20 protein-coding genes and 2 tRNA genes are annotated in these 26,680 nt (G+C 62.1%); 10 read left to right on the forward strand and 12 right to left on the reverse strand.

The window, feature by feature from the left end:
* Positions 1-15: 15 nt before the first annotated feature.
* Together RCH07_RS08345 and RCH07_RS08350 are read left to right on the forward strand one after the other, a co-directional pair.
* Positions 16-1,035, forward strand: a complete 1,020-nt coding sequence (locus RCH07_RS08345; RefSeq protein ID WP_326967004.1) for a hypothetical protein — start codon at positions 16-18, stop codon at positions 1,033-1,035.
* Between the two features lie 226 nt (positions 1,036-1,261).
* Complete coding sequence (locus RCH07_RS08350) at positions 1,262-2,137, forward strand: glycosyltransferase (RefSeq protein ID WP_326967005.1); 876 nt, start codon at positions 1,262-1,264, stop codon at positions 2,135-2,137.
* Positions 2,138-2,139: 2 nt separating this feature from the next.
* Here RCH07_RS08350 and RCH07_RS08355 read toward each other — a convergent pair whose 3' ends face one another.
* The 12 genes from RCH07_RS08355 to dnaA all read right to left on the reverse strand — a co-directional run bounded on the left by RCH07_RS08355 (position 2,140) and on the right by dnaA (position 15,437).
* Positions 2,140-3,054: a DMT family transporter gene (locus RCH07_RS08355; RefSeq protein ID WP_326967006.1), complete on the reverse strand. Its 915-nt coding sequence runs from the start codon at positions 3,052-3,054 to the stop codon at positions 2,140-2,142.
* A gap of 122 nt (positions 3,055-3,176) precedes the next feature.
* Positions 3,177-3,252, reverse strand: a tRNA-Ala gene (locus RCH07_RS08360).
* Between the two features lie 72 nt (positions 3,253-3,324).
* Positions 3,325-3,477 (reverse strand): DLW-39 family protein, encoded by a 153-nt coding sequence (locus RCH07_RS08365; RefSeq protein ID WP_442784793.1) that lies wholly within the window; start codon positions 3,475-3,477, stop codon positions 3,325-3,327.
* Positions 3,478-3,511: 34 nt separating this feature from the next.
* Positions 3,512-3,585: transfer RNA gene (locus tag RCH07_RS08370), tRNA-Ile, on the reverse strand.
* A 98-nt stretch (positions 3,586-3,683) separates the two neighbouring features.
* On the reverse strand, positions 3,684-4,334 hold the full coding sequence (locus RCH07_RS08375; protein WP_326967007.1) for a DUF3566 domain-containing protein: 651 nt from the start codon (positions 4,332-4,334) through the stop codon (positions 3,684-3,686).
* A complete protein-coding gene (gyrA, locus tag RCH07_RS08380) occupies positions 4,331-7,054 on the reverse strand; it encodes a DNA gyrase subunit A (protein WP_326967008.1) in 2,724 nt (907 codons plus the stop codon). Before gyrA ends, RCH07_RS08375 begins: the two co-directional genes overlap by 4 nt.
* 61 nt (positions 7,055-7,115) lie before the next feature.
* On the reverse strand, positions 7,116-9,206 hold the full coding sequence (gene gyrB, locus RCH07_RS08385; RefSeq protein WP_326967009.1) for a DNA topoisomerase (ATP-hydrolyzing) subunit B: 2,091 nt from the start codon (positions 9,204-9,206) through the stop codon (positions 7,116-7,118).
* 411 nt (positions 9,207-9,617) lie between these two features.
* Positions 9,618-10,181: a DUF721 domain-containing protein gene (locus RCH07_RS08390; protein ID WP_326967010.1), complete on the reverse strand. Its 564-nt coding sequence runs from the start codon at positions 10,179-10,181 to the stop codon at positions 9,618-9,620.
* Positions 10,178-11,383, reverse strand: coding sequence for a DNA replication/repair protein RecF (gene recF, locus RCH07_RS08395; protein ID WP_326967011.1), 1,206 nt, complete (start codon positions 11,381-11,383; stop codon positions 10,178-10,180). The genes RCH07_RS08390 and recF overlap by 4 nt, the downstream gene beginning before the upstream one ends.
* A 26-nt stretch (positions 11,384-11,409) precedes the next feature.
* Complete coding sequence (gene gnd, locus RCH07_RS08400) at positions 11,410-12,294, reverse strand: phosphogluconate dehydrogenase (NAD(+)-dependent, decarboxylating) (RefSeq protein ID WP_326967012.1); 885 nt, start codon at positions 12,292-12,294, stop codon at positions 11,410-11,412.
* 101 nt (positions 12,295-12,395) lie between these two features.
* Complete coding sequence (gene dnaN, locus RCH07_RS08405; RefSeq protein WP_326967013.1) at positions 12,396-13,520, reverse strand: DNA polymerase III subunit beta; 1,125 nt, start codon at positions 13,518-13,520, stop codon at positions 12,396-12,398.
* Between the two features lie 495 nt (positions 13,521-14,015).
* On the reverse strand, positions 14,016-15,437 hold the full coding sequence (gene dnaA, locus RCH07_RS08410) for a chromosomal replication initiator protein DnaA (protein ID WP_326967014.1): 1,422 nt from the start codon (positions 15,435-15,437) through the stop codon (positions 14,016-14,018).
* 461 nt (positions 15,438-15,898) lie between these two features.
* Between dnaA and rpmH the strand changes: the two genes are divergently transcribed.
* From rpmH to RCH07_RS08450, 8 genes are all read left to right on the forward strand, one after another.
* Positions 15,899-16,036: a 50S ribosomal protein L34 gene (gene rpmH, locus RCH07_RS08415; RefSeq protein WP_062008104.1), complete on the forward strand. Its 138-nt coding sequence runs from the start codon at positions 15,899-15,901 to the stop codon at positions 16,034-16,036.
* Positions 16,037-16,074: 38 nt separating this feature from the next.
* Positions 16,075-16,500, forward strand: coding sequence for a ribonuclease P protein component (gene rnpA / locus RCH07_RS08420; protein WP_326967015.1), 426 nt, complete (start codon positions 16,075-16,077; stop codon positions 16,498-16,500).
* The gene (yidD, locus tag RCH07_RS08425; RefSeq protein ID WP_442784794.1) at positions 16,493-16,918 is read left to right on the forward strand and encodes a membrane protein insertion efficiency factor YidD; all 426 of its coding nucleotides are present in this window, start codon (positions 16,493-16,495) and stop codon (positions 16,916-16,918) included. Before rnpA ends, yidD begins: the two co-directional genes overlap by 8 nt.
* Before the next feature lie 16 nt (positions 16,919-16,934).
* Positions 16,935-17,906 (forward strand): membrane protein insertase YidC, encoded by a 972-nt coding sequence (gene yidC / locus RCH07_RS08430; protein WP_326967016.1) that lies wholly within the window; start codon positions 16,935-16,937, stop codon positions 17,904-17,906.
* Positions 17,906-18,502, forward strand: coding sequence for a Jag family protein (locus RCH07_RS08435; protein WP_326967017.1), 597 nt, complete (start codon positions 17,906-17,908; stop codon positions 18,500-18,502). The genes yidC and RCH07_RS08435 overlap by 1 nt, the downstream gene beginning before the upstream one ends.
* An 18-nt stretch (positions 18,503-18,520) precedes the next feature.
* Complete coding sequence (gene rsmG, locus RCH07_RS08440) at positions 18,521-19,171, forward strand: 16S rRNA (guanine(527)-N(7))-methyltransferase RsmG (protein WP_326967018.1); 651 nt, start codon at positions 18,521-18,523, stop codon at positions 19,169-19,171.
* 86 nt (positions 19,172-19,257) lie between these two features.
* Complete coding sequence (locus RCH07_RS08445) at positions 19,258-20,325, forward strand: ParA family protein (protein WP_326967019.1); 1,068 nt, start codon at positions 19,258-19,260, stop codon at positions 20,323-20,325.
* Between the two features lie 69 nt (positions 20,326-20,394).
* On the forward strand, positions 20,395-21,630 hold the full coding sequence (locus tag RCH07_RS08450; protein ID WP_326967020.1) for a ParB/RepB/Spo0J family partition protein: 1,236 nt from the start codon (positions 20,395-20,397) through the stop codon (positions 21,628-21,630).
* The last annotated feature ends 5,050 nt before the right edge of the window (positions 21,631-26,680 follow it).

The raw sequence follows: 26,680 nt of genomic DNA on the forward strand, positions 1-26,680 counted from the left end.
AATCGGGAGGTAGTTGTGAAGAAAACGGACCGTATTGCCCGTGAGCTGGAGCAGTCAGTCAGCACCGGAGTAGAGAACGCCAAGGACTGGGCAGCCCCGCGGGTTGAGGCAGCAGTCAACTGGGCTGTTCCGCGTCTGCAGCATGGCCTGGATAGCGCTTCTCCCAGGATCCAGGAGGGACTCAAATCGGCGGCCCACAATCTGGCCGGCGGAGTAGCCACGGTGACCCCGCGCATCCAGGACGGCCTGTCCCAGCTGGCGCCGAGGATCAACGACGTCGTCGACTCTGCGGCCCCGCGGCTTCACGGTGCCCTGGATAAGGCGGCGCCGGTAATCGCCAGCGCCCGCGACCGCGTCGTCGTCGACTACCTGCCCAGGCTCTCGGATCAGATCGGCCAGGCTTCAGAAGCAGTGCACCGCACGCTGGAAGGCACACCGGCCCGGGTCGATGCCGTCGCGCAGAAACTCGTCGACTCAGGCGTCATGCACAATATCCAGGAGCAGGCGCAGAGCGCCGGACAGCAGCTCAAGGGCGTGGCCGACAAGGCCGGCAAGGCCGTCGGCGGCGAGATCGCCAAGCCGCAGAAGCCGAAAAGGCACCGCGGACTGCTGATCTTCGGCGTCATCGCCGCAGCGGCTGCCGCGGGTGTTGCGGCCTGGAAGGCTTCCAAGCCGATCGAAGACCCGTGGAAGACACCGGCGCCCGTAACGCCCGCACCGGTCCCGGCCACCACCGTCACTGAGGTCGAGGATTCCCTCAAGGAGACCGCCGGCCAGGCGGGCACCGCGGCTGTAGCGGCAGCGGACAAGGCCGCCAAGGTTTCCGCTGAGGCCGCAGACTCTGCAGCTGATGCTGTCGACAAGGCCGCCGACAAGGCCAGGCATGCCGCACCGGACGCCGCCGATACCAAGGCCGCCTCCGCCAAGGTTGCAACCGATGCGAAGACCGCCGTCCGGAACATCGCCGCCAGCCTGACCCACGAAGCGGATAAATCCGAGGTGGACAAAACCGAAGCGGACAAAAACGGCAAGTAGATGAACGTCTAGGCTGCATTCAGGCCGCCGGAGAGGGAGGGATTGCGCCACCGGCGCGGTCCCTCCCTCTTTTGTGGGCTCCTTTTTTGTGGGCTCCTTCCGATTTATCCTGCTTCTTCCTCTTTTCGAGATCCTCCCGACTTTGCATGATCCTCCTGAGGATCTTTCCCGCCAGAAAGGCAGGGCACCGGCCGTGGATTGTGGGGCAGGTGCTAAATTGATGGGGATGTCACCCGTTAGATCCCCCGAGGATGCCTTACACCCTGCTGTGTTGCCACCGGCTGTATCCATTGTCGTCCCGGCATATAACGAGGAAAGTGTCATCCGGCAGTGCCTGATCGCGGCCGTGTATCAGTCCGTTCCGGCCCACGAGATCATCGTGGTGGACAACATGTCCACGGACCACACCGCCGCGATCGTGCGGCAGATGCAGCTGGAATACCCGGAGAGTCCCATCATCCTGCTCAGCCAGGCCACTGATCAGGGCCTGATCCCCACCCGCAACTTCGGCCTGGACCACGCCACCGGCGAGATTCTCGGACGGATCGACGCCGACTCCGTACTGGAGCCGGACTGGGTGGAACAAGTGCAAAAGGCCTTCGCCGACGAGTCTGTCCACGCCGCAACCGGCCCGGTGGTCTACTACGACATGCCAATGCGCCGCTTCGGACTCAAGGCCGACGACAAGATGCGTCAGTTGATGCTCAAGCTCGCCAAGCACCAGTATCACTTTCTCTTCGGGTCCAATATGGCCCTGCGCCGCTCCGCCTGGGAGATCATCCGCGGCGAGGCCTGCCGTGACGAGAAGGACGAGATGCATGAAGACATCGATCTGTCCCTGCACCTCGCGGACCATGAGCTCCGGATCCAGTACTGGCCCCAGATGGTCTCCGGGATGTCCGCCAGGCGCCTCGAGGATTCACCCCGCGATTACCGTTACTACGTGACGCGCTTCGATCGCACGTACAAGGCACACAACGTCAAGAAGATGGCGTTGAAAGCCCCGATGGTCGTATTCTTCTCGGTCTACTTCCCCGCGAAGCTTCTGCGCGCCCTCCACACCGTGAACACGGCCCAGCCAGCACGGCGCGGCGGCCAGTAAGTCTAGTCGGTTCCCAGCTCCGCGAGCCGGGCGGCATTGCGCTTCACAGACCGTGAACCGCGCTGCCCCAGCACGACGACGGCGAGCCCCGCCATGATCATTCCCAGCCCGGCGTAGGTTCCGGCCGGCAGCGTCTCGGACAGGAACGCGGCGGCCAGCAGTGCGGCGCCCGGAATCTCAAGCAGGATGATCATGGAGACCAGCAGCGGACTCATCGTGGCCAGCAGGTGGTTGAAGGCTGTGTGACCGATCAGCTGTGCGCAGACAGTGATGGCCAGGATACCCATCCAGCCGCCGGCGTCGAACCCTGCCAGCGGCTGCCGGGAAAACAGCGCCAGCACCGCGACGACGGCGGCGCACATGCCGTAGCAGAGCGTCGTGTACACACCTGTACTCATGGTCTGCCGGACCTTTCCCCCTGCCAGCGTGTAGATGCCTGCCAGGGCACCCCCGGCGACGGCGAGGAGGTCGCCCAGGACCGCCCCGGGCGAGGTGCCCATGTCGAACCCGGTGATCGCCACGACGCCGCCGAAGGCGATGCCTAGGCCGGCCAGGACCGGCCAGCGGTGTTTGACGCCCCGGAACAGCTGGAAGATCGCGATCCAGCCGGACTGCAGGCAGACCAGGGCGGTGGCTGCGGCCACGGACGTCAGCTGCAGGGAGGTGATAAAAAAGGCGAAGTGAAGCGCCAGGGCGACGGCGGCCGTCAGGGACCAGCGGAATTCCCTGCCGGTGACACGGCCGAACTGGCCCGGGTTGCGGATCAGCACCGGACCGGCCATAACGGCGGACCCGATCGCGTTGCGCCAGAACGCGATGGCGAGGGCACTGACCGAGGTGGCACCGAGGGTAGCGGCAATGAGAGGCCCGGAGGATGCCACGCCGAGGACTCCCACGGCGGCAAGGAAGAAGGTCACGGTCCAACAGTAGTTGGACGGCGGGAATCTCTGTGGACGCTTCCGGACCGGACGGTGCCCGGCGTGACGATGCAGGATGCGAAAAGCCCCGGACCGCGTTTCCGCGGTCCGGGGCTTTCCTATGGTGGAGGCACGGGGACTCGAACCCCGAACCCCCTGCTTGCAAAGCAGGTGCGCTACCAATTGCGCCATGCCCCCATAAGAAGCAACCCGGTAATCATACCCTAATTTGAAGAGCTGTTCGCCAGCTCCCTGTTCTGGTAATCCGGACTAGTCGACCGTATCGGTCGACTGGCTCCAGACTGCTTTCCGGGCTTCGGATTCCTGCACTTTCCGGTAGAGCAGGACGCCTGCGATCGTGGCTGCAACAACCAGCAACTTCTTCACACGCACCCCGTTCCGGTTCCGGCTGACCTGAACCATCACTCATTCCCTACCTGAACCTGTACAGGTTCCGTGGGCGTACCAGGACTTGAACCTGGGACCTCTTCGTTATCAGCGAAGCGCTCTAACCGCCTGAGCTATACGCCCCGATGCCTCATCGGGCCGAGATACGACTTTACAGTACATCCCGGCCCGATCTCAAATCGAGGATATTTACCGCAGAATTCGACGGAAAAGTGCGGGTTTCAGTCGTCCGTGAGGGTCACGCCGATACCGCCGACAAGCGTGGCGGAAATGTTGTACAGCACGGCTGAGAGCATGGAGAGGGCGGTCAGCAGGACAACATTGATGACGGCGATGATGGTGGCAAAGGATGCCACCTGCCCCAGCGAGGCGACTTTCTTCAGTTCGAATCCGCCACCTTCGGAACCCGCCAGGGTCCCCAGCAGGCTGTCCACCTGGTCGAAGATACCGGTCAGGTCCAGGACCGTCCAGAGCACGATCGCGGCGACGACGGTTACGATGCCCAGCGCAACGGAGAGCAGGAATGACATTTTCAGCACGGACCAGGGGTCCACCTTGCTCACCAGTAAGCGCGCGCGGCGCACCTTGGCCTTGGGGGCCGGTTTGATGAGTCCTGCCGTGCTCTGGCCCGGACGGCTCTGGCCGGGACGCTGCCCGGCACCTGCCGGGCGCTGGCCGGGAACCGCAGGACGGCCCTGGTCGGGGCGGTCCCGGGGGGCCGGCGGCCGCTGTCCTGATTCGACGGGCCCGCCGGATGCGCCGGGGCGCTGTTGCGGGCGCGACGGCGCACTCACCCGCGGTGCCGATGCGGGCTGCCGCATCCCGCCGGGAACGCCGCTGTTCGGCTTGGGATATGAGTCGGAATTACTCACTCGTTACCTCCGGTGTTGTCTTCGTCCAGCTTGGCATCCCCCGATGACTCATCTGACTCCGGGGCCGGTGCTGATTCTGCCGCTTCGGACCCCTCGTGCGATCCGTTATCTTCAGCCAACGTTACGTCATCCGACGCCGAGGGCTGACTTTCGGCACCGCCGTCGGCGTCATCACCTTCGGTCGACTCGTCCGTCTCGAGGCCGCGTTCGATGTTGCGCGCCACCTCAATGATGCGGTCATTCTTGTCCGGTTTGGCGAAGATCACGCCCATGGTGTCACGGCCTTTGGCGGGCACACCGGCAACCGATGAACGCACCACCTTGCCGCCTTCCATGACCACCAGGACCTCGTCCTCTTCCTGGACAATGAGGGCGCCGACGAGGTGTCCGCGTTCCTCCTGGTACTTGCCCACCTTGATTCCAAGCCCGCCGCGGCCCTGAAGTCGGTACTCCTCCACGGCAGTCCGTTTGGCGTAGCCCCCCTCGGTGACGACGAAGACGAACGAGCCGTCCTTCACGACGTCGGCCGCCAGCAGTTCGTCGTCCTCGCGGAACTTCATCCCGGTGACACCCGAAGTCGCGCGGCCCATCGGCCGCAGGGCCTCATCGGTGGCGGTGAAACGGATGGACTGGCCCATCCGTGAGACCAGCATCAAGTCGTCCGTTTCCGAGACCAGCTGGGCCGAGACGAGCTCGTCGCCGTCGCGCAGATTGATTGCTATCACGCCGGCGGAACGGTTGGTGTCGTAGTCCTCCAGCCGGGTCTTCTTGACCAGGCCGCGCTTAGTGGCGAGCACGAGGTATGGCGAGTGCTGATAGTCCCGCAGGTCCAGCACCTGGGCAATGTGCTCATCGGGCTGGAAAGCCAGCAGGTTGGCCACGTGCTGGCCCTTGGCATCACGTCCCGCTTCGGCGAGTTCGTAGGCCTTGGCCCGGTAGACGCGACCCAGATTCGTGAAGAACAGGAGCCAGTGGTGCGTGGTGGTGACAAAGAAGTGCTCCACGACATCGTCCCCGCGCAACTGCGCGCCCTTGATGCCCTTGCCGCCGCGCTGCTGCGAACGGTAATTGTCGCTGCGGGTGCGCTTGACGTAACCGCCACGGGTGATGGTGACCACCATTTCCTCTTCAGGGATCAGGTCCTCCATCGACATGTCACCGTCGAAGCCCAGCAGCACCCGGGTGCGGCGGTCATCCCCGTGCTTGGCCACGATCTCGGCCAGTTCGGTACTGATGATCTCTCGCTGGCGCTCCTGGGAGGCCAGAATCGAGTTGTATTCCGCGATCGCAGCTTCAAGTTCGGCGTGCTTGTCCTGGATCCTCTGTCGTTCCAGCGCTGCGAGGCGGCGCAGCTGCATGTCCAGGATGGCGCGGGCCTGAAGTTCGTCGATGGCCAAGAGCTGCATCAGTCCGTCGCGGGCAGCCTCGGTGGTGTTGGAGGCCCGGATCAGGGCGATGACCTCATCCAGCGCATCGAGGGCCTTGAGCAGGGCACGAAGGATGTGTGCTTCCTCCTCGGCCTTGCGCAGCCGGTAGCGCGTCCGGCGTGCGATGACATCCATCTGGTGGGTGACCCAATGGCGGATGAACGCATCCAGGCTCAGCGTTCGGGGCACGCCGTCCACGATCGCCAGCATGTTGGCGGCGAAGTTGTCCTGCAGCTGGGTGTGCTTATAGAGGTTGTTCAGTACCACCTTGGCGACCGCATCGCGCTTGAGCACAATCACGAGGCGTTGGCCGGTCCGGCCGGACGTTTCGTCGCGGAGGTCCGCGATGCCAGAGATCTTGCCGTCTTTGACGAGCTCGGCGATCTTGATCGCCAGATTGTCAGGGTTCGCCTGATAGGGCAGCTCGGTAACCACGAGGCAGGTGCGGCCCTGGAGTTCCTCCACATTGACGACGGCCCGCATGGTAATGGAGCCGCGGCCCGTGCGGTAGGCATCCTCGATGCCCTTGTGGCCCAGGATGGTGGCCCCGGTCGGGAAATCGGGGCCCTTGATGCGCACGATCAGCTCTTCGAGCAGCTGCTCGCGGCTGGCTGTGGGGTTCGCCAGGTACCACTGCACGCCGTCAGCGACCTCACGGAGGTTGTGCGGCGGGATGTTGGTGGCCATCCCGACGGCGATCCCCGAGGAACCGTTGACCAACAAGTTGGGAAACCGCGCGGGCAGAATGGTGGGTTCCTGGTTTTTGCCGTCGTAGTTGTCCTGGAAATTGACGGTTTCCTCGTCGATGTCGCGGACCATTTCCATGGCCAGCGGCGCCATCTTGGTTTCGGTGTACCGCGGTGCTGCTGCGCCGTCGTTGCCGGGTGATCCGAAGTTGCCTTGTCCCAGCGCCAACGGGTAGCGCATGGTCCAGTCCTGGATCAGACGGACCAGCGCATCGTAGATGGCGGTGTCGCCGTGCGGGTGGTACTGGCCCATGACCTCGCCCACCACACGGGCGCATTTGTTGAAGGAACGTTCCGGGCGGTAGCCGCCGTCGAACATCGCGTACAGCACCCGGCGGTGGACGGGCTTGAGGCCATCGCGGACATCCGGCAGGGCGCGCCCCACGATCACCGCCATGGCGTAGTCAAGGTAGGAGCGCTGCATTTCCGTCTGCAGATCAACCTGCTCGACGCGGTCGGTCAGCACATCGGTGCCAAGAACAGTGCCTTCCAGCACGGCATCAGGACCGGCTGCTTTGGCCGGGACCTCGGGTGTTTCGTCACTCATAGTCTGTATTTTCCGTTTCAGGTATATATCGGTTCGGGAATATTAAGCTGCTTGCCGGCGGCTAAATATCGAGGAACCGAACGTCCTTGGCGTTCTGCTGAATGAAATTACGGCGGGCTTCCACATCCTCACCCATGAGCGTGGAAAACGTCTGGTCCGCCGCCAGGGCGTCGTCCATGGTGACCTGAAGCAGGGTGCGGTGATCCGGGTCCATGGTGGTGTCCCAGAGTTCCGTGTAGTCCATTTCGCCAAGACCCTTGTAGCGCTGGATGCCGTTGTCCTTGGGAATGCGGCGCCCTGCGGCCTGGCCGGAAAGCAGCTTTGCGTCTCGTTGGCGGTCGCTGTACACGTAGTCGTGGGGGGCATTTGACCATTTGATCCGGTAGAGCGGCGGCTGGGCGAGGTACACATAGCCGTTCTCAATCAGCGGCCGCATGTAGCGGAACAGCAGCGTCATCAGCAGCGTTGTGATGTGCTGGCCGTCGACGTCGGCGTCGGCCATCAGAACGATTTTGTGATACCGGAGCTTGGCCAGATCGAAGTCCTCACCGATACCGGTACCGAACGCGGTGATCATCGACTGGACCTCGGTGTTGCCCAGTGCCTTGTCCAGCCGGGCACGCTCCACGTTCAGGATCTTGCCGCGCAGAGGCAGGATGGCCTGGGTCTCCGGGTTACGCCCACGCTTGGCGGAACCGCCGGCGGAATCGCCCTCCACGAGGTAGACCTCGCACCTGGCAGGATCCTTTGAGGAACAGTCCGAGAGTTTGCCGGGCATGCCAAAGGATTCCAGCGGGCTCTTGCGGCGCGCATTGTCGCGTGCCTTGCGGGCAGCCATACGCGCCTGCGCCGCGGAAATGGCTTTGCGGATCACATCACGGGCCGGGCCGGGGTTGCGTTCCAGCCAGTCGCCGAGCCCGTCGGTGACGACGCGCTGCACGAAACCCTTGACCTCGGAGTTGCCGAGCTTGGTCTTGGTCTGGCCTTCGAACTGCGGCTCGGCCAGCTTGACCGAGATAACGGCTGTCAGGCCTTCGCGGATGTCGTCCCCGGTGAGGTTGTCGTCTTTTTCCTTGATGATGCTCTTCTCCCGCGCATAGCGGTTGATGAGCGAGGTCATCGCGGCGCGGAAACCCTCTTCGTGGGTACCGCCCTCGTGGGTGTTGATGGTGTTGGCGTACGTGTGGACGCTCTCGGAGTAAGCGTTGGTCCACTGCATCGCCATTTCCAGGGCGATGTGGCGCTCGGTGTCCTCGGTTTCGAAAGCGATGACGTCCTCGTGGACCACGTCGACCTTCTTACCGGAGTTCAGGTGCTTCACATAGTCCAGCAGACCGTCGTCGTACTGGTAGACCACCGTGTGGAACTCGGCGGGGACTTCGCCTTCGGTGGGAACGCTGTCCAGATCCAGGTCGTCGTCCTCGGACGGTTCTTCCGGGGCGCGGCGCTCATCCGTCAGCGTGATGCGCAGGCCCTTGTTCAGGAACGCCATCTGCTGGAACCGGGCGCGCAGCGTCTCGAAATCAAATTCCGTGCTCTCGAAGATGCTGTCATCGGGGTAAAAAGTCTGCGTGGTTCCGGTCTCCTCGGTTTCCTCACCCTTGACCAGTCCGCCCTGGGGCTTGCCGCCGTCGGCGAAGGACATCCCCCACACGTGGCCCTGGCGCCGGACCACGGTGTCGACGCGGCTGGACAGCGCGTTAACCACGGAAATACCCACGCCGTGCAGGCCGCCGGAAACGGCGTAGCCGCCGCCGCCAAACTTCCCGCCCGCGTGCAAAATCGTCATCACGACTTCCACCGTTGGCTTGTGCTCGGTCGGGTGCATATCAACAGGGATGCCGCGGCCATTGTCGACGACTGTGACGCCGCCGTCGGCCCGCAATACGATTTCGATGTGTGTGCAGTAGCCGGCCAACGCCTCATCGACCGAGTTGTCCACCACCTCGTAGACAAGGTGGTGCAGACCGCGGGGCCCGGTGGAACCGATGTACATGCCCGGCCGTTTGCGGACAGCTTCAAGGCCCTCAAGAACCGTGATGTCGCTCGCACCGTAGCCATGACGTGTATCGGTCTCCGCCGTCGCGTCCGCCGTCACCGCTTCTTCCGCTAGGGGTTCCGTTGCCGGGATTTCTGCATTGTCGTTAGCCACAGGCGCTGTCGACTCCTCTGTATTCGTTGAAGGCCGGCCGTTGCCTCTCCCCGCAGGGAAGGGCTTCTGCCAACAGGCACGTCACTGGCTGCACCGGCTGTAATGCTCGAGAAACCGTCTACCGCACGCGGGTATTGCGTCGGAAACGGACTCAGTCAACGTTTCACCGGCGCCCAGTTATCAACCGCAATTCTACCGTGTCAGCTGGTCGAAACCCGCATCCATGGCCCTCAATCGGCGGGGAAAGTGCCACTGGGAGGGCATAGGCTCCGCCTACAAGGCCCCAGGGGTCCTGACCTAGGGTGCCTATACGGCCCGGCGATGTCTAAGCGCCCTACACGCCGTTTGTCGATTTTTCAAGAGTTTTGCAAGGAGTGCTTCACATCCCGCGCCCCGCGGGTACCCGTCCGGTTATCCGTAGGTGTCCCGGGGACCGCGTCCGTTGACCGTCCGGGCCCCCTTCCGCCAGCTCGGCGCCGCCGGTCCCAGCACATGGATCTTGGTGACGACGCCATCGCCGAGTTCCACCCGGAACTTCTCCAGGAGGCTGATGCTGAGCAGGCGCAGTTGGGTTGCCCAGGCGGTGGAATCGCAACGTACATGCAGGGTGGTGTCGGTGAAACTCTCCGGGGTGCAGTGCGCGGAGATCTCCGGGCCGACCAGGGTGGCCCACTCCGCCATAACGGATCCGACTGCCACCGGTGACGTCCAGCCGCGCTCCGCAATGAGACGGCCCACGACTTTCCCGAGTCCCAGCGGATCACGGCCGGTGCCGTGGAATTGGCCGAATCCCCGGTTTCCCGCCGATGTCCGGCCGGTTTTCAGCGGACCGGCTCCGGGACGCGGCGGGGCCTTTCGCCGGATCTCACCCCGGGACGCGGCGGCTGCGCGCATTCTATTCAGCGCCGACTGCGCGGCGTCGATGTCGTCCGGGTCCCGTCCCGGCTGGAGTCCGCCGTCGGTATCCTTATTCATCGAGATTCCGGCTCATCGATTCCTCCCGGGATGACCTTTACCCGCCGCCCGGCCAGTTCCGCCGGGATATCGTCCTCGACGGCGGCAGTCACCAGCACCTGCTCGGCGCCGGATACTATTGCGGCCAGTTTACGCCGCCGCTGGACGTCGAGTTCTGCAAAAACGTCGTCCAGGATCAGGATCGGCGCGGACCCGCCGGTGCGCGCATCATCCAACATCACGTAATACGAGGCCAGCCGCAGGGACAGGCAGATGGACCAGGTTTCGCCGTGTGAGGCATAGCCCTTGGCCGGTGCCGTCCCCAGCACCAGTTCGAGTTCATCGCGGTGCGGTCCCACCAGCGAAATTCCCCGTTCCACTTCCTTGCGGCGTGACGCCGCGAAGGCATGGACGTAGCGGTCCGTGAGTTCGTCGACCGAGAGCCGGCCCAGATCCTCCTGCCCGGCCGGTTCGCCGGCGGAGGTCCCGAAAGCGGCCGCGGCGCCGTCGTCGTCCAGCACATCCTGCAGCGTTGACCGGTAGATGGCACCGGCCTCTTTGGATCCGTCGGTTAGCTGCACATATGCGCTCTTCAGGTGCGGCCGGAGCCTTTCGACCAGTTCAAGCCGCGCATTCAGCAGCTCCGCGCCGGCCCGGGCCATGTGCTGGTCCCAGACATCAAGCGTCGCTTCGTGGCCGGCGGTAAATTTTCCGGCCCTCGCCGATTTGAGCAACGCATTGCGTTGTTTCAGCACGCGATCATAGTCGCCGCGGGTCGCGGCATGCCGCGGAATGAGGCTGACCAGGAGTTCATCGAGGAAACGACGGCGGCTGGAAGGATCGCCCTTCACCAGCGCCAGGTCTTCCGGCGCAAACAGCACCGTCTGGCAGATTCCGAGGATGTCCCGGGCCCGGACCGGGTTGCTGCGGTTGATCCGTGCACGGTTGGCGCGCGTGCTGTTGATTTCGAGTTCGAGCACGGTCGCTTGCTCCCCGCGGACCAGTTTGGCCCGGATCAGGGCCCGTTCGGTGCCGAAACGCAACAGCGGGGCATCGGAACTGACCCGGTGCGAGCTGAGCGTCGCGAGGTAGCCCACCGCTTCGATCAGATTGGTCTTGCCAATGCCGTTGGATCCCACGAGGACTGTGACCCCGGGCGCCAGGCTGAGGTCCACCTGGGCATAGCTGCGGAAGTCGGTGAGTGAGAGTTGTTCTAGATACACGCCGGGTTCAGGATTTCAGGGCACGACTATTTGGCCGGACGCGTGGCATGTCCACCGAACTGATGGCGCAGCGCGGAGACCATCTTCATGGCCGGCGAGTTGTCTTCGCGGGAGGAAAAACGGGCAAACAAGGCGGCGGTAATGGCCGGTGCGGGAACCGCATTGGCTATCGCTTCCTCCACCGTCCAGCGTCCTTCACCGGAATCCTCGACGTAATCGTCGATGGATGCCAGGCCGGGATCCTCGTCGAGGGCCTTGACCATAAGGTCCAGCAGCCAGGACCGAACAACGGTTCCTTTTTGCCAGGCCCGGAACGTTCCGGGCAGATCGGTGACGATGTCCTTTGCGGCCAGGAGCTCATAGCCTTCGGCGTAGGCCTGCATCAGGCCGTATTCGATCCCGTTGTGGACCATCTTGGCGTAGTGGCCGGCGCCGATGCCGCCGACATGGACGAAGCTGTCGGCGCGGTCACCTTCGGGCCGGAGCACATCGAAGACGGGCAGGGCCTGCTCGATGTCCGCCGCGTCGCCGCCGGCCATCAGGCCGTAGCCGTTCCGGAGGCCCCAGACTCCGCCGGAGACACCGCAGTCAGCGAACCTGATACCCTTTTCGGCCAGGGCCGCGCCGTGTTTCTGGTCCTCGGTGTAGCGGGAGTTGCCGCCGTCAATCACCAGGTCGCCGGCGTCGAGCGCTTCGCCGAGTTCGGTGATCACGGAGTCGGTGATGTCACCGGACGGAACCATGACCCAGATCAGGCGGGGCGCCGGGACGACGGCGATCAGTTCCGCGAGGCTCCCCACATCGGTGACCTCGGGATTGCGGTCAAAGCCGGTGACGTCGATTCCGCCCAAGCGCAGCCGTTCGCGCATGTTGAAACCCATTTTGCCAAGGCCGATCAGTCCGATGTGCACGGTATGAACTCTCTTCTGCGCTGGGGGTTTCAGATGGAATGCCACCCAAATGACTCGAAGCAGGGGCCGATTTGAGGCTCAAGAACGGCCCCCGACGCAAGCTAGTTGGGCAGCCGTACCGGCATAACGAGGTAGCGGTAGTCGCCCTGGTCTTCTCCGTCGGCGTCATGCTGGGCTGTCAGCATGGCTGGTTTGGGAGCGGATGTGAACGAGAAGCGCACAAACTTGGTTTCGATGACGCTTAGGCCTTCGATCAGGTAGTGCGGGTTGAATGCGACGGTGATGTCATCACCGGTGAGCTGGGCCTCGAGTTCCTCCGACGCCTGCGCATCCTCACCGGTTCCGGCGTCGAGGTGCAGCTGGCCTTGGGTGAATGCAAGACGGACGGGGGTGTTGCGTTCGGCCACAAGCGAGACACGGCGGACAGCTTCGACGAGTTCCGAGGTTTGCACGGCCGCATGGATTGGGGTGGCATCCGGAAACAGCGAGCGGATCTTTGGGTAGTCGCCGTCGACCAGGAGAGACGTTGTGGTGCGGCCGCCGCTCTCGAAACCGATGAGACGGCTGTCGTCGTCGGCGAGGGCAAGGTGGATATCACCACTGCTGCCGAGAGTTTTAGCGACTTCGTTCAGGGTCTTGGCCTTGACCAGGGCACTGGTGGAAACTCCGGGAGTGACCGGTTTCCAGGGCAACTCGCGCATGGCGAGACGGTAACGGTCCGTTGCCAGCAATGTGATGAGATCGTCTTCGATTTCCATCCGGACGCCGGTGAGGATGGGAAGAGTGTCGTCCTTGCTGGCGGCGATGATCACCTGGGCGACGGCCTGGGCGAAGGAATCGCCCGGCACTGTGCCGCTGATCGGGGGCAGCGCCGGGAGCGGCGGGTATTCGGCTTCCGGCATGGTGGCGAGGTGGAAGCTGCTCCGGCGGCAGCTCAGAGTGACTTTACTACCGTCGGTCTCTACCTCCACGGGTGCGGACGGCAGGCTGCGGCAGATGTCTGCAAGCAGGCGTCCGGAGACCAGGATAGTGCCCTCAGCGGTGATATCAGCGGCGATTTCAAGCCTCGCGGAGGTCTCGTAGTCGAAGCTCGAGAGGCTGACGGTGCCCGCTTCAGCCTTGAGCAGCAGACCTGAAAGTACGGGAACCGGCGGCCGCGGAGACAACGACCGGGCGGCCCATGTCACGGCTTCTGCCAGGACATCCCGTTCGACTCTGAACTTCACGGAAGGGTGCCGCCTTTCATTGCTGCTGTTATCACGAAAAATCGGCCCAACTGGCGTTGGGAACTACAAAAGGTGTCCAGGACGGACACACTGCAGACAGCTTAGCCGTAAGTGAAGTGTTTCTCCCATCCTCGGCTGTCTCCGGGGTTACATCCGAGTGGTGTGGGCGGGTCCCCGGTCCGGGTCTGCGAGGACGGAGCGAAGTTGTTATTTGAGGGAATTTCATTTCTTAGGGATTAGTAGTGTTAATAACTGCTGTGGATACTGTGGATAACCCTGTTTCGCGGTGCAGATCAGGGGTTGAGTCCTGTTCATGGAGTGTGGGCGGAGCAGGTTTTAAACAGGGTGTGGATGGGGATAACATTTTTTGTCCCGACTTTGATCCACAGGCGGCTTAAGGGTTTTAAGCCCATTAAGCGCGGTTGTCCCCTTAACTATCCACAGGGTTGTCCACAGGACCCTGTTAATAAGGCTAGGACTGCTCGGCCGGACGGCTCAGGAATTGCGTTGCTGCTGCTTGATCCGGTTGGTCAGCTCGGTCACCTGGTTGTAGATGACCCGGCGCTCGGCCATCAGCTCACGAATCTTGCGGTCGGCATGGATGACCGTCGTGTGGTCCCGGCCGCCGAGTTCCTGCCCGATCTTGGGAAGCGACATGTCTGTGAGCTCGCGGCACAGGTACATGGCGATCTGACGTGCGGTCACCAGGGTCCGGGTCCGGGACTTGCTGCAGAGCTCTTCCATGCTGAGCTTGAAGTAGTCGGCCGTCTGGGTAAGGATCTGCGCCGAGGTGATCTCCTGGGCGCCGTCGTCCGTGATGAGGTCCTTGAGTACCATTTCGGCCAGGGCCACGTCCACTGGCTGGCGGTTCAGGCTGGCGAAGGCAGTTACGCGGATCAGGGCGCCCTCAAGTTCGCGGATATTGCTGGAAATCTTCGACGCGATGTATTCCAGCGCATCGTCCGGAGCGGAGAGGCCTTCGCTAAGGGCTTTTTTCCGGAGGATCGCGATCCGGGTCTCCAGTTCGGGCGGCTGGATGTCCGTCAGCAGGCCCCACTCGAAGCGGGACTTCATCCGGTCCTCGAAGCCCGCGAGCAGCTTGGGCGGCTGGTCGGAGGTGATGACCACCTGTTTGTTGTTGTTGTGCAGGGCGTTAAAGGTGTGGAAGAACTCCTCCAGCGTGCGGTCCTTGCCGGCCAGGAACTGGATGTCATCGATCAGCAGGACGTCGACGTTGCGGTAGGTCGTCTTGAAACTGGTGCCCTCATCGTCACGGATGGAGTTGATGAAGTCGTTGGTGAATTCCTCGGAGTTCACGTAGCGGACACGGATACCGCTGTAAAGCCGGCGGGCGTAGTGGCCGATCGCGTGCAGCAAGTGGGTTTTGCCGAGCCCGGAGTCACCGTAGATAAACAGCGGGTTATAGGCCTTCGCTGGCGCTTCGGCCACGGCGACGGCGGCCGCGTGCGCAAACCGGTTGGAGGAACCGATCACGAAAGTATCGAAGACATACTTCGGATTGAGGCGGCCGAATTCGTGGGAGGTGCTCGGCAGCATCGGCTGCGGCTTCAGTTCCACGGTGGGATCGGCGCTGCGGGAAAGTTCGACGGCGGGCTCAGGGTCGGTGTGCAGCGGCACCAGATCGGTGTCGACGTCGATGGCGCAGCGGATTTCGTCGGAGAAGACGTTCCGGAGGGCGTCGTCGAGAGCCTCTTTGACCTGGGTCTGCAGGACCTCGCGTGTGAGCTCGTTCGGGACTGCCACCAGGAGTGTAGATCCGATCAGGCCCTGTGCCTGGGCCAGGATGACGAAGCCGCGCTGCCGTGGTGTTACGCGGTGGTCGTTCTCCATCAGGCTGACGACCCGACGCCAGGAACTTCCGACAGTGTTGGCTTGGTTGGCTTCGTCTACTGTCATCAATCAGTTCCTCAAACTTGCTTGCCTGCATTACCTGCAGCCACAAGTCCTGAACCAGTGTGCTGGCCCCGGTTTAATCCACAGGGTTATGCACAGTCCGTGGATAATCGGCTACTGGGACACTCTAGGGGATCAAAAGACCAGAAGATAGCTGGGTTCTGTCCTGTGGATAATCACACCGTTGTAGTTCCAGATCGGGCACGTGAGCCACTTCATCCACAGGCCGTGGCGGGAGTTAGCCACAGCTGGGAAAAGGCTGCGGAGTGTGTCCCAGTTTGACTCGGGAGGGCCAAGAGCCCTAACGTTATGAGGTCCTTAGTGTCAGCTTTTCGCCCTCATCTGAATCTCTCCCGACGTCCGCGTCTTGTGAGTCGAGGGAAGCGGCACAACCAAAACTTAGCGTCGACCAGTTCTTCCCCTTGATCGGGTGGCGCACCTTTGATCCCACTGGAGTAACTAACGTGAGCAAGCGGACTTTTCAGCCGAATAACCGCCGTCGAGCCAAGAAGCACGGCTTCCGCCTTCGTATGCGTACCCGTGCCGGCCGTGCCATCCTGGCAGCCCGTCGTGGCAAGGGCCGCATCGAGCTGTCGGCCTAAACAACTGACTCGTTGGTGTACATCCCTGTGCGAGTTGAATGGTGCTAGCCACCCGTAACCGTCTGCGGACATCAACTGATTTTTCAAGAACTGTACGTTCCGGTGTCCGCAATGGACGCCGGAACGTAGTGTTATATGCAGCAGCTCTCGCTGCCGATGAACCAAGCCGGATCGGATTCATTGTTTCCAAGAGTGTTGGGAACGCCGTGGTCCGGAATCTCGTTAAGAGAAGACTGAGAGAAGCCGGTGCGCTGTCGTTGCAGAAATACGGCAGCGGGTTCGCGATTGTGGTTCGTGCTTTGCCCGCCGCGGCGGGTGCCGGCTGGGACCAACTGCTCTGGGACTACGATGCCGCCTTGGAAACCACGATAAAACGGCTGGGCAGCCGCCTTGCACAGGCCGGCTCTTCAGTTTCGGACGAGACAACAGACGAGACAACACAGGAAGGGACACCGCGTGCTTAACTCAGCAGCCGCCGTCGTCCCTGATCCTGAAGTTGTCGCTGCCCCGCCATCCGCCCTCAAAGCGGCAGCAGCCTGGCTGGGCGGGGCCATCTGGAATCTGCCCCGCCATATCCTCATTCTGCTCCTGATGGCGTACCGCAAGGTGATTTCCCCGCTGTACGGGCAGGTCTGCCGCTTCTTCCCCAGCTGCTCGGCCTATGCCCTCGAGGCAATCACGGTGCACGGCGCCGTGAAGGGAAGCTGGCTGGCGGTCAGGCGCTTGCTGCGCTGCCATCCCTGGAATGCCGGTGGAGTGGACCATGTCCCCGCCGGTGATCGCCAATGGGCCGAGGACCGCACCCCCACAATTGTTGTGCTGAACAACCCGGACAAGTATCTGGCTGCTCGGTCTGATGGAGAAGGCCGTAATGCGGCCTGACGAATAGGGATATCGTATGGACTTCTTTGAAACAATCATGTTTCCGTTCAAGTGGCTTGTGTCTGCCATCATGGTGGTCTTCCACGATGGCCTGAGTGCCATCGGCATGCCGTCCGACAATGGTTGGACCTGGACGCTGTCCATCATCGGGCTGGTGCTGGTGATCCGCGCCGCCCTGATTCCCGTGTTCGTCAAACAGATCAAGGCCCAGCGTGGCATGCAGCTGCTGCAGCCGGACCTGAAGAAGTTGCAGGACAAGTACAAAGGCAAGACTGACCAGCTGTCCCGCCAGGCCATGGCGCAGGAACAGATGGGGATGTACAAGAAGCACGGCACCAACCCGTTCTCGGCCTGCCTGCCCATGCTGATCCAGATGCCATTCTTCTTTGCCCTCTTCACTGTGCTGTCGGGCATTACGTCGGCTGCCAACAAGGGCCTGGGTATCGGGGCAATGAGTCACGATCAGGTGGTGCAGTTCGATCAGTCGAGCATCTTTGGTGCCCCGCTGTCTGCCGCCCTGTTGCATGGCGGAGCAACCAATGTGGCGGTTGTCGTCCTCTCCATCTTGATGATCCTGGCCATGACGGCCTCGCAATTCATCACGCAGAAGCAGATCATGGCCAAGAACATGTCTGAAGAGGCCATGGCCAGCCCGTTCATGCGGCAGCAGAAAATGATGCTCTACATCCTGCCGGTCGTCTTCGGTGTGGGTGGTATCAACTTCCCCATCGGTGTCCTTATCTACTGGACCACCACCAACCTCTGGACCATGGCGCAGCAGTTCTTTGTGATCCGCCGGATGCCGACCCCGGGATCTCCCGCTGCCAAGGCCCTCGCCGAGCGCCGCGCCGCCAAGGGCCTGCCTGCCCTGCCCTTGACAGGTGCGCAGAAGGCGGACGCCGCCGCCGCCGAGGTGGCTGCCGCTGCGGCCCTGGTGGCCAAGAGCCAGCGCGTCCAGCCACAACGTAAGAACAGGAAGAGGAAATAATGTCCGCCGAGAGCACCGAACAGACAGTTTCCGCCGAGGTCATCGACGACGGGACACCGGTCGCAGCCACGCCTGCCGACCAGGAATCCGCTCTGGACGACGACGGCAATCCGGTCAAGGGTGTCTCCGCCAGCCGCCTGGAAGAAGAGGGGGATGTCGCCGCGGATTACCTTGAGGAATTGCTGGACATCGCCGATATCGACGGCGACATTGACATCGAGGTCCGCAACGGGCGCACCTACATTTCTATCGTTGCCGAGGAAAAATCGGATGGCCTTGACCACCTGGTGGGCAAGGACGGCGAAGTCATCGAAGCCCTGCAGGAACTGACCCGGCTGGCCGTGCTCTCCGCGACGGAAAGCCGCTCCCGGCTCGTGCTGGATATCAACGGTTACCGCTCCGAGCGCGCCGGTGAGCTGCAGAAGATAGCGGAAGACGCCGTCGCGTCGGTTAAAGATGCCGGTGACGCCGTTGCCCTTGCCCCGATGAGCGCCTATGAGCGGAAGATAGTGCACGACGCCGTCGCCGATCTGGGACTCATCAGTGAGTCCCAGGGCGAAGGCGCCGACCGTCACATCGTCGTTTCCGCAGACTGACGCCGCCGGATAACTTTGATGGTTGAAATTACGGCAGCTGAACTGCAGGCAGCCCAACGGATCTTCGGCGGCCGGCTGGACCTCGCCGAACGCTATGTGGAACACCTGGCCACGTCCGGCACCGGGCGTGGCCTGATCGGGCCCCGTGAAGTTCCCAGGCTGTGGAGCCGCCATGTGCTGAACTGTGCCGTCATCGAGAGCCAGATTCCCCCCGGCAGCCATGTGGCCGACGTCGGCAGCGGTGCCGGACTGCCGGGCCTCTGCCTCGCGATTGCCCGCCCGGACCTGGAACTTACCCTGATTGAACCCCTCGAGCGGCGCGTCATCTGGCTTCAGGAAGTTGTGGATGATCTCGGCCTGGAAAATGTGATTGTCATGCGCACCCGCGCTGAACTGGCCGTGGGGATGGTGGAGGCAGACGTTGTTACGGCGCGGGCCGTGTCGGCGCTGTCCAATCTCGCGGGCCTGACTATCCCGCTGCTGGCCGGCAAAGGTCTGGTAATTGCTATCAAAGGCCGCAGCGCCGGTGAAGAAATCGAAAAAGCAGCCAAGGTGATCCGGAAGCTAGGCGGCAAAGAGACCTCTGTTGTGCTGGTGGGCGAGGGCCTCCTGGACGAACCCACAACCGTTGTCCGAATAGTTGTGAATAAGCCTCAAAAAATTACCTAACGAGAGCCCGGCACCCTAGGGCCCGAAGGCTAAGAGGTTAGGCTAGTAAGCGGCAGTAAACGCCGAATGAGAGTGAGTGTGTCACAGTGACCAGCAGCGAAGCCTCCACACAGCGGATTCCCCCGTTTCTGTCCCTGGGATCCGCTCGGGCCTTTGTTGCACCCTCAACCACCCTCAACCATTCCGGAAATCGCACTGTTTCGGTTGTTAAGAGCACCGGCAGGGCGAGTGTTTCACGTGAAACAACCTCGGCGACCGGCGCCGGTGCACTGGACTCCTTGGACGACTCCAGTCCGATTGCCCGGGAACTCACCCGCGAGAACAAGCGCCGTGAACGCCTCCTGGGCCGTGAACTTCCGAAGCCCGGGAAGACCAGAATCTTCACGGTCTCCAATCAAAAGGGTGGTGTGGGCAAGACGACCACCACCGTCAACATCGCAGCTGCTCTGGCCGCAGCGGGCCTCAACGTGCTGGTCATCGATATTGATCCGCAAGGGAATGCCTCTACGGCGCTGGGAATTGAACACCACGCCGACGTTGACAGCATCTACGACGTTCTGATCAACGACTTTCCATTGCGGGACGTTGTGGCGCCATGTCCGGACATCGACAATCTGATTTGCGCCCCCGCCACCATCCACCTGGCCGGCGCAGAAATTGAGCTTGTCAGTCTTGTAGCCCGCGAACAGCGTCTATGTCGCGCGATTGACGTCTATGCCAAGGACCGGGCCGAAAACGGCGACGAGCGGCTGGACTATATCTTCATCGACTGTCCGCCAAGCCTGGGACTGCTGACGGTCAATGCGTTCTGTGCCGCAGACGAGGTGCTCATTCCAATCCAGTGCGAGTATTACGCGCTTGAGGGCCTGAGCCAGCTGCTGAAGAATATCGAGATGATCCAGAAGCATTTGAACGCGGATTTGGTTGTTTCAACGATCCTGCTGACGATGTACGATGGCCGGACCAACCTCGCCGCCCAGGTGGCAGCGGAGGTTCGGGAGCACTTCCCCGAGCAGGTCCTGGGTGCGGTGGTTCCGCGTTCCGTGCGCATCTCTGAGGCTCCCAGCTACCAGCAAACCGTGATGACGTATGATCCTTCTTCCAGCGGGGCCCTGTCCTATCTGGAAGCCGCAGCGGAAATCGCGGAGCGTTAGACTCTCTTTCAAGAAGTGCACTAGCTAGAGCCCTGTGACCCGCGGCTCTTCCAATGGAGGGATTTATCCATGAGCGACAAGCGACGTGGCCTCGGCCGTGGACTTGGGGCACTCATTCCAAGTTCCGCCTCTGCTTCGGGAAACGGCTCAGCGCCGTCGCGTCCTGTTGACCTTTTCTTTCCCGAGGCGAGGAAGCGTACCGCCGCCGCGGACATGCCGGTACTTGACGATTCAGTCACCGGCACGCCGGATGTCGACACAGCAACGGCGCAGCCGTCACGAGTCAAGTCCGGCGCTGGCCCCGAAGCGGGCACCACGGCGAACAAGGCCGGCTCGACTGCCGGGGTCAAGAAGTCCCCGGCCCACAAGGCTCCCGCGGCCAGGACTGCGGCTGACATGAGTGATGCCAAGGATGAGTCCGCTGCCACCGCGATCCCCGGTAAAGCGGGATCCAGGGCCGCGGACGACGGCGTTCAGTTGGTTGAGGTGCCGGGCGTCCGCTTTGCCGAGCTCCCGGTGACTGATATCCACCCGAACCGGAAGCAGCCGCGTTCTGTCTTCGATGAGGACGATATGGCGGAGCTTGTTCACTCGGTGCGGGAAATTGGCGTCCTCCAGCCAATTGTGGTCCGAACATCTACCGAAGTAGGTGGGGAACCGTACGAACTCGTTATGGGCGAACGCCGGTGGCGGGCAGTGCAGGCCGCAGGCCTTGAGACGATTCCCGCAATTATTCGTGACACCACCGATGATGATCTACTGCGGGACGCTCTGCTGGAGAATCTGCACCGCAGCCAGCTGAATCCGCTCGAAGAAGCCGCCGCTTACCAGCAGCTGCTCGAAGACTTCGGAACGACGCACGAGCAGCTGGCTGACAGGATCGGGCGCTCCCGCCCCCAGGTATCGAACACGCTTCGGTTACTCAAGCTACCCCCTCTAGTGCAGCGGCGGGTGGCCGCAAGTGTGATCTCGGCCGGCCATGCCCGGGCGCTGCTGGCCCTCCCGGATGCAGCGGCGATGGAACGCCTGGCGCAGAAGATTGTTGCTGAAGGTATGTCGGTGCGTGCTACCGAAGAGGCCGTCACGCTGTACCAGAGCCCTGCGTCGCCGAACAAGAACAACATTCCCCGCCCGGGGGCGCGGCACGAACGACTGGACTACCTGGCATCGTCTCTCTCCGATCGTCTCGATACCAACGTCAAAATATCGTTGGGTGCGCGAAAGGGACGCGTCAGCATTGAATTTGCCAGCGTGGAAGACCTGAACCGCATTATGGATGTCCTGACACCGGGTGCTCCGGGCTAGCAGAATTCCGTAGTTCCCAGTGGGGTCTGTTTCACGTGAAACAGGCCCCATTGTTATTTGCTGGATGCTGCCGGCAAGTCTCATAGGATTGGTGGTCTCGGGGCCGTGGCATGGGCAACCATGCTCCCTTTCTTGGCCTCTGCGCCTGGATCCGGGCTAGCATACGCGATGAAATGGCCTTGTATGGGCGGAGCGGGTGGAAGGAAGGACCTGGATTGTTGACTTAGACAGGTCAGCTGGTCAAATTTTGACGCCTTGACGCTTGCGGAGGGAGCGTGTGCGGATGCTTTGACCTATGAAGCCGGCCCCTATTCTTAGCATCTTTGGTGCTGTGCTTTCGAGGTGCTTGCCGTGAAAAGAGCGGGGAAATATGTTTCACGTGAAACATGAGTAGTCTTCCAATCACGGTTCTTAGTAATATGGCGGCAATTCCCGCGTCGCTCTCCAACTGACGCTTTTTTCTCCGGCGAGATCAGCGGGGTGCAATCGATAGTTCGGAGTCCCGTTTGCGAGTTCCACTTGGGAGTTTCGGCCAATTCGGTAGCAATTCCGGCGGCGACCCTGACGTCCTAGTAGACCCTTGTCTGCGGTTGACGTCTTGAGACACGTCAACATTGCCTCGGTGGAGACGGGCCGGGGACGGCCAATGCGGACGATGGACCGCGAAGTTGTGTTGCGATGGGACTGGTGGGAAGTATTTCCCTGGACGACGCTGCCCCTCCCCAGGGACCGGAGCTCTGTTGGTTGCAGACCCCGAGACCTCCACAGCACGGTCTCAGCCATCAATATCAGCCTTGTTCGCCTATGGAAGGCGACTGGTCCTGACAGCCGCGGAGAAGCGCGACCGTTTCACGTGAAACAATCAGTGGTCCGCTCGATGTGGCTGCTTTAGGGAGACTGCCGTGATTTGTGGGTTTGAGATGCGGCTGAGGGATCTCCGGAGCTATGAAGCCGCGAAGCTTGTAGAACCCCTTCAGCCGCGCGCTACGGGCTCCATTGCCGGGCCGGGACCTTCAGGAGGGTCAGCGCCCTAATGCAGCGCCAGGCGACCTACGGTGGCCCGACAACGCTTGGTGGTCCAGCCCGACCTAAATGCCACCCAGAGAAAATACCTCTACTGTGTATGCCGCTGTCGCGGCCGCAGGGCCTCCAAAGGTGTCCTGCCTCAGGGGTCTTCGAATCTGCCCGGAAGAGGCTTCAACCCGAGGACCCTCAAACTAGGTCAGCCTGCGGTTTGTGGTCCCCCGCGCCGGGTCTGTGGGGACGGAGTACGGGCGTGAAGGACGGCCTCCAGCCCGTGATGGTGCTTTGGGCTCCGCCGTTGCCGGTGTCATCTATCTGTCTACCGCTCCGAGCCCCCAAACTCGGGATGCTGACGAGGCCCGGGGCCGTTAGCCACGGGCCGATTGTCAGGTTGAGCAAGCACCGGATACCAGATTTCGATAGTAGCAGTCGTACCTCTGCTTGGGGTCAACGGATTGTGCCCACTAGTTCACGCATGGCAGCACATTCACTCCTCAGATACTCAGTGCGTGCTGCAGGTGCGACGAAGTGACTCAAGATCACTTTCCAGGTAGCCGATCCGCCGTGGCGGCTGCAAAATCCGGATGCCGGTCCACCCGCCCACAACATGGCGACCGCAGTGATGGTCGTTCCCGTTCAGGACTCTGCTGGTGTCGTCGAGACCGCCCCGGAGGCTTCGGCTGTGGAGCTGATGGCAGGCTCTGATTGCGCTTCTAGGCTGCCGTGTCGTCCCATGGTTGCGCCAATGGGGTTGTCACATCCCAGCCGATTTGCACCGCCCAGAGCTCGACATTGGCGCTGCCGTGGATCATTCGCGCGGGCTCTGGCAGTCCCTTGCCCTGGCAAACCCGGACTCGGATACCTTCTGGTTTGGCTGACCCCGAATTGCTCGTCTATTGGCGGACACGCGCTTTTGACAATGCATCCGTGGCGTTGTCCCGATGGCCTCGGTATGTTCTCGCTCGATGGCCGTCTCGGCTGACTTACCGGTGGACATCGCTGTGGATAACTTTGTGGATGAGCCCCGGTCCCCGGCCGAACCCTGGGGCCGGCGGAGGAGGTCTATGGTCCGTATGGGGACTCTACCCCCGATGCCACAGTGGGTCGACTCTTCACTGTTTCACGTGAAACATACCGCCGCCAGGAGGCAGGCAATGTTCGTTCGCCCGCCTGTGCTTACAAAATCCCCCGCTGATGGTTAATTTTCCGTCTGATTCGAACAAGTGGTGACGCTCAGCCCTGGGTGCGGTGTTCGCAAAGGACTTTCCAGCTGAAGCCGTTCCAACGCCTGCCTTTGATTTGGTGGTCCCGTGAACGAGGCGAAGGTCGATTTTGATCAGACAGCCTCCGGATGCACGGACTGTGGCGGGTCACCTGGCGCCTGTGGATAAGTGTGTGAATAACCTCTGTGGAAAAGGCTGTGGGAAGCAGGTTCTCCTGCCTGTCCAATGATTCTGCGCCGCAGCCAGGAGCCGGCACGTGGACCCGCGCAAGCAGTTCTGACTTTTTTCTCCATGCCGCGCTGGTCTGCTCTTCCCCCTCATTCTTCTGCAGTCTACTGCTGCTCGCAATTCTCCCCCGGCGCCGTGTTGGGTCAATTGGCGCGTCGCCTGACCGGCTGCCGCTGGTGGATTGGGGGTCAAGGCCGGATATCATCGACACGCAAGCGGAGCAGCCCGGCCAGCCTATTCACCTGGCGCCGTCCTCTGCTACTGGCGAAGCTCCCGGATCAACGGGGTTGCGAAGATAGGGGCACTCCCCCCCCAGATCGAAATCCGACCCGGAACAGTCGGAACATTTGGAATACCCGGAAATTCCGGGAGACGGCCACTATAGTCTGTGGGGGCGCATACAGGACGTCAGACCGCCATGATGGCTGCTGCCACCGCCTCCTGGAGTGGGGTGTGTGAGTATGGCTGGTTCTGCCGGGCACTTCGGTTTGTCTCGTGAGCGGCCAGGGGTGGAGGTGTGCCATGCACATTTGCCGGCCTCCAGACCATCGCTTTGCTTGTCAATCGACTGCCTTGCCCTGCACTCTGTGATTCCGACCAAACTTGTGGCGCCCTAGTTCCGGGGAGCGCCACGTCGTAGCTTCGCAGTGAAATATGTAGCCCGCGCGACGGGGCGCCGGAAATTTGGAGTCTTGCGAATTGGCGAACCCGGTTTCTATCTCGCTGCCTCGCCTTGCCCCGCCGTTCCCTCGACGTGCTCTGCTTTTCCTCGCTCCCTCCTGTCCCGTCCTTCCCCGCCGTGTACGTGGGGGGGGGGGGGGGGCGCCAGGGGCATGGAAGGCGGTGAGGGCGCATCTTGTACAGGGGCTCCGCTTGGATGCCGCTCCCTGGGGCGGCCGCAGAGTACTCCTCGCAACACAGGCTAGAGCCGGTGTCGCCCAGATGTCGCGGTCACCAAAACAGCTCTGATGCCCCTCCCGTGCCTGCGGTTTGGTTCTTGGTCGTGACTTCACAAACTCGGATCGAGGCCGGAGGTGAAGAGTCCCGGTTCTCTAGTCGTCACGGGCTTCGATGCAAGACTCAGATGATCGGACGGCAGTCGCCTGGCCGGCCCTGCGGAAGCGTTGAACGCTCGGTTGTTTGCAGGCAACTTTTCGACCTGCCCGGAATTCGGTGAGGATTGCGGGCGTGCAGGGAACGGCCGATCCAGGTGGCGCGAACTACCGTTGACCTCCGTGTTTCACGTGAAACATACTCGGAGCCCGGCCCGAATGGGCTTTAAGCACTGGGCGGACGTTTCACGTGAAACATTCGCCTCCGATCTAATGACACCATTGCATCGCCGATCGCGGATGAGCGGTCTTCAGGCTTCGATCCTCAAGGGCAACAGTCATGGTTGCAAATGACGCTGCAAGATGGGCCCCACACGCGCCCAAATAGTGGGAGCAGACAGATTGACTTGGATTGCCGCTCTTGGAAAACCAATCGGTTGATTCCCTCCAATGCGCGGAGTGATCCTTGGCCTCTTCTGATAGGCACGCGACGGCGTAGCGACCCGCAATGTCTGACCAGTCGCACTTCTGAAGGAATGGGTTGGGGCACCATCGCGCCATAGAAGGCCGCGATGTTGGATTGCGTCGTAGTGGCGCTAGGACCAAGGGTTGCGCTGCCCTGCCAGACTGCGGCAGGTCGTGGCCTTTGTATCGACTCGGCGACTGAAGGCAATTGCAGACCAGACGATGGCCGGGTGGTCGTGCATGAATATTCGATTAAGACGTATTACCTCGCAAAATCACCAAGCGACTCGGATGGTTCCACCAGCTCCGAGTCCCAGGATGTTTCACGTGAAACATAGGCACTTCCGGAAGCACCACCATGTAGATGGTGATCGCTAGCAGTCTGCTGCGACTTCTAAATGGCGCGTGCCGCAACGACTGGTGCGAGGCCTTACGACATCTTCTCTCGTGAAACGCGACGTCCGGCTCACGGGACGTACTCACCACGACCTCGCGAAGATGCCGGCACTCACCGGTCCGCCGGGGATATGTGAGGGTCGCCAGTGAATTAATTGCAGAGCAATCAACCCCCAAAAGGTTCAGAAACCAAACAAGTCTCACTGCCAGTAGAAGCAAACCTCCGGACCCGGGAAACCGTTAGTCGGCGTTTTCGTTGGTTCGTCGGCGTCTTGGCCCGGGGGCTGGGAGGGCACTGCTCAGGGACATGCCCCGCGCCGAGGTGTGCGGATGAACACAGATCCGTTGTGCCCAGTCCCGGGCGCGAGGGATGGACATGACCCCCTGGACAGGACACCGACCCAAAGGGACATGCCCCGCGCCGGGGGCAGCGGACGGACATAGTGTCATTATGCCCAGTTCCGGGTGCGAAGAATGGGCATGTTCCCGGCGGCGCGTAAAGGTCCAGATTCCACGCCGCCGGACCCATCCAACGCCTGACCGGACCTGCCCAACACGACGGGCCGCGACGTTCCTGCCCAGTTACTTCGGCGCCCGGCACCACAAACCTGCGGGAATCCGGGCTTTTTCCGGGCCGATAAGAGGTGTGGCGGCAGGTAACCT

Source organism: Arthrobacter sp. CG_A4, from assembly GCF_035985125.1.
In the GTDB taxonomy this organism is placed as follows: domain Bacteria; phylum Actinomycetota; class Actinomycetes; order Actinomycetales; family Micrococcaceae; genus Arthrobacter.

Excerpts from the sequence above, each read along its gene's own strand:
- RCH07_RS08350 (WP_326967005.1), top strand. The coding sequence starts at position 1,262 with ATGTCACCCGTTAGATCCCCCGAGGATGCCTTACACCCTGCTGTGTTG.
- RCH07_RS08365 (WP_442784793.1), bottom strand. The coding sequence starts at position 3,477 with ATGGTTCAGGTCAGCCGGAACCGGAACGGGGTGCGTGTGAAGAAGTTG.
- gyrA (WP_326967008.1), bottom strand. The coding sequence starts at position 7,054 with ATGAGTGACGAAACACCCGAGGTCCCGGCCAAAGCAGCCGGTCCTGAT.
- RCH07_RS08390 (WP_326967010.1), bottom strand. The coding sequence starts at position 10,181 with ATGAATAAGGATACCGACGGCGGACTCCAGCCGGGACGGGACCCGGAC.
- dnaA (WP_326967014.1), bottom strand. The coding sequence starts at position 15,437 with ATGACAGTAGACGAAGCCAACCAAGCCAACACTGTCGGAAGTTCCTGG.
- rnpA (WP_326967015.1), top strand. The coding sequence starts at position 16,075 with ATGGTGCTAGCCACCCGTAACCGTCTGCGGACATCAACTGATTTTTCA.
- yidC (WP_326967016.1), top strand. The coding sequence starts at position 16,935 with ATGGACTTCTTTGAAACAATCATGTTTCCGTTCAAGTGGCTTGTGTCT.
- RCH07_RS08435 (WP_326967017.1), top strand. The coding sequence starts at position 17,906 with ATGTCCGCCGAGAGCACCGAACAGACAGTTTCCGCCGAGGTCATCGAC.
- rsmG (WP_326967018.1), top strand. The coding sequence starts at position 18,521 with ATGGTTGAAATTACGGCAGCTGAACTGCAGGCAGCCCAACGGATCTTC.
- RCH07_RS08450 (WP_326967020.1), top strand. The coding sequence starts at position 20,395 with ATGAGCGACAAGCGACGTGGCCTCGGCCGTGGACTTGGGGCACTCATT.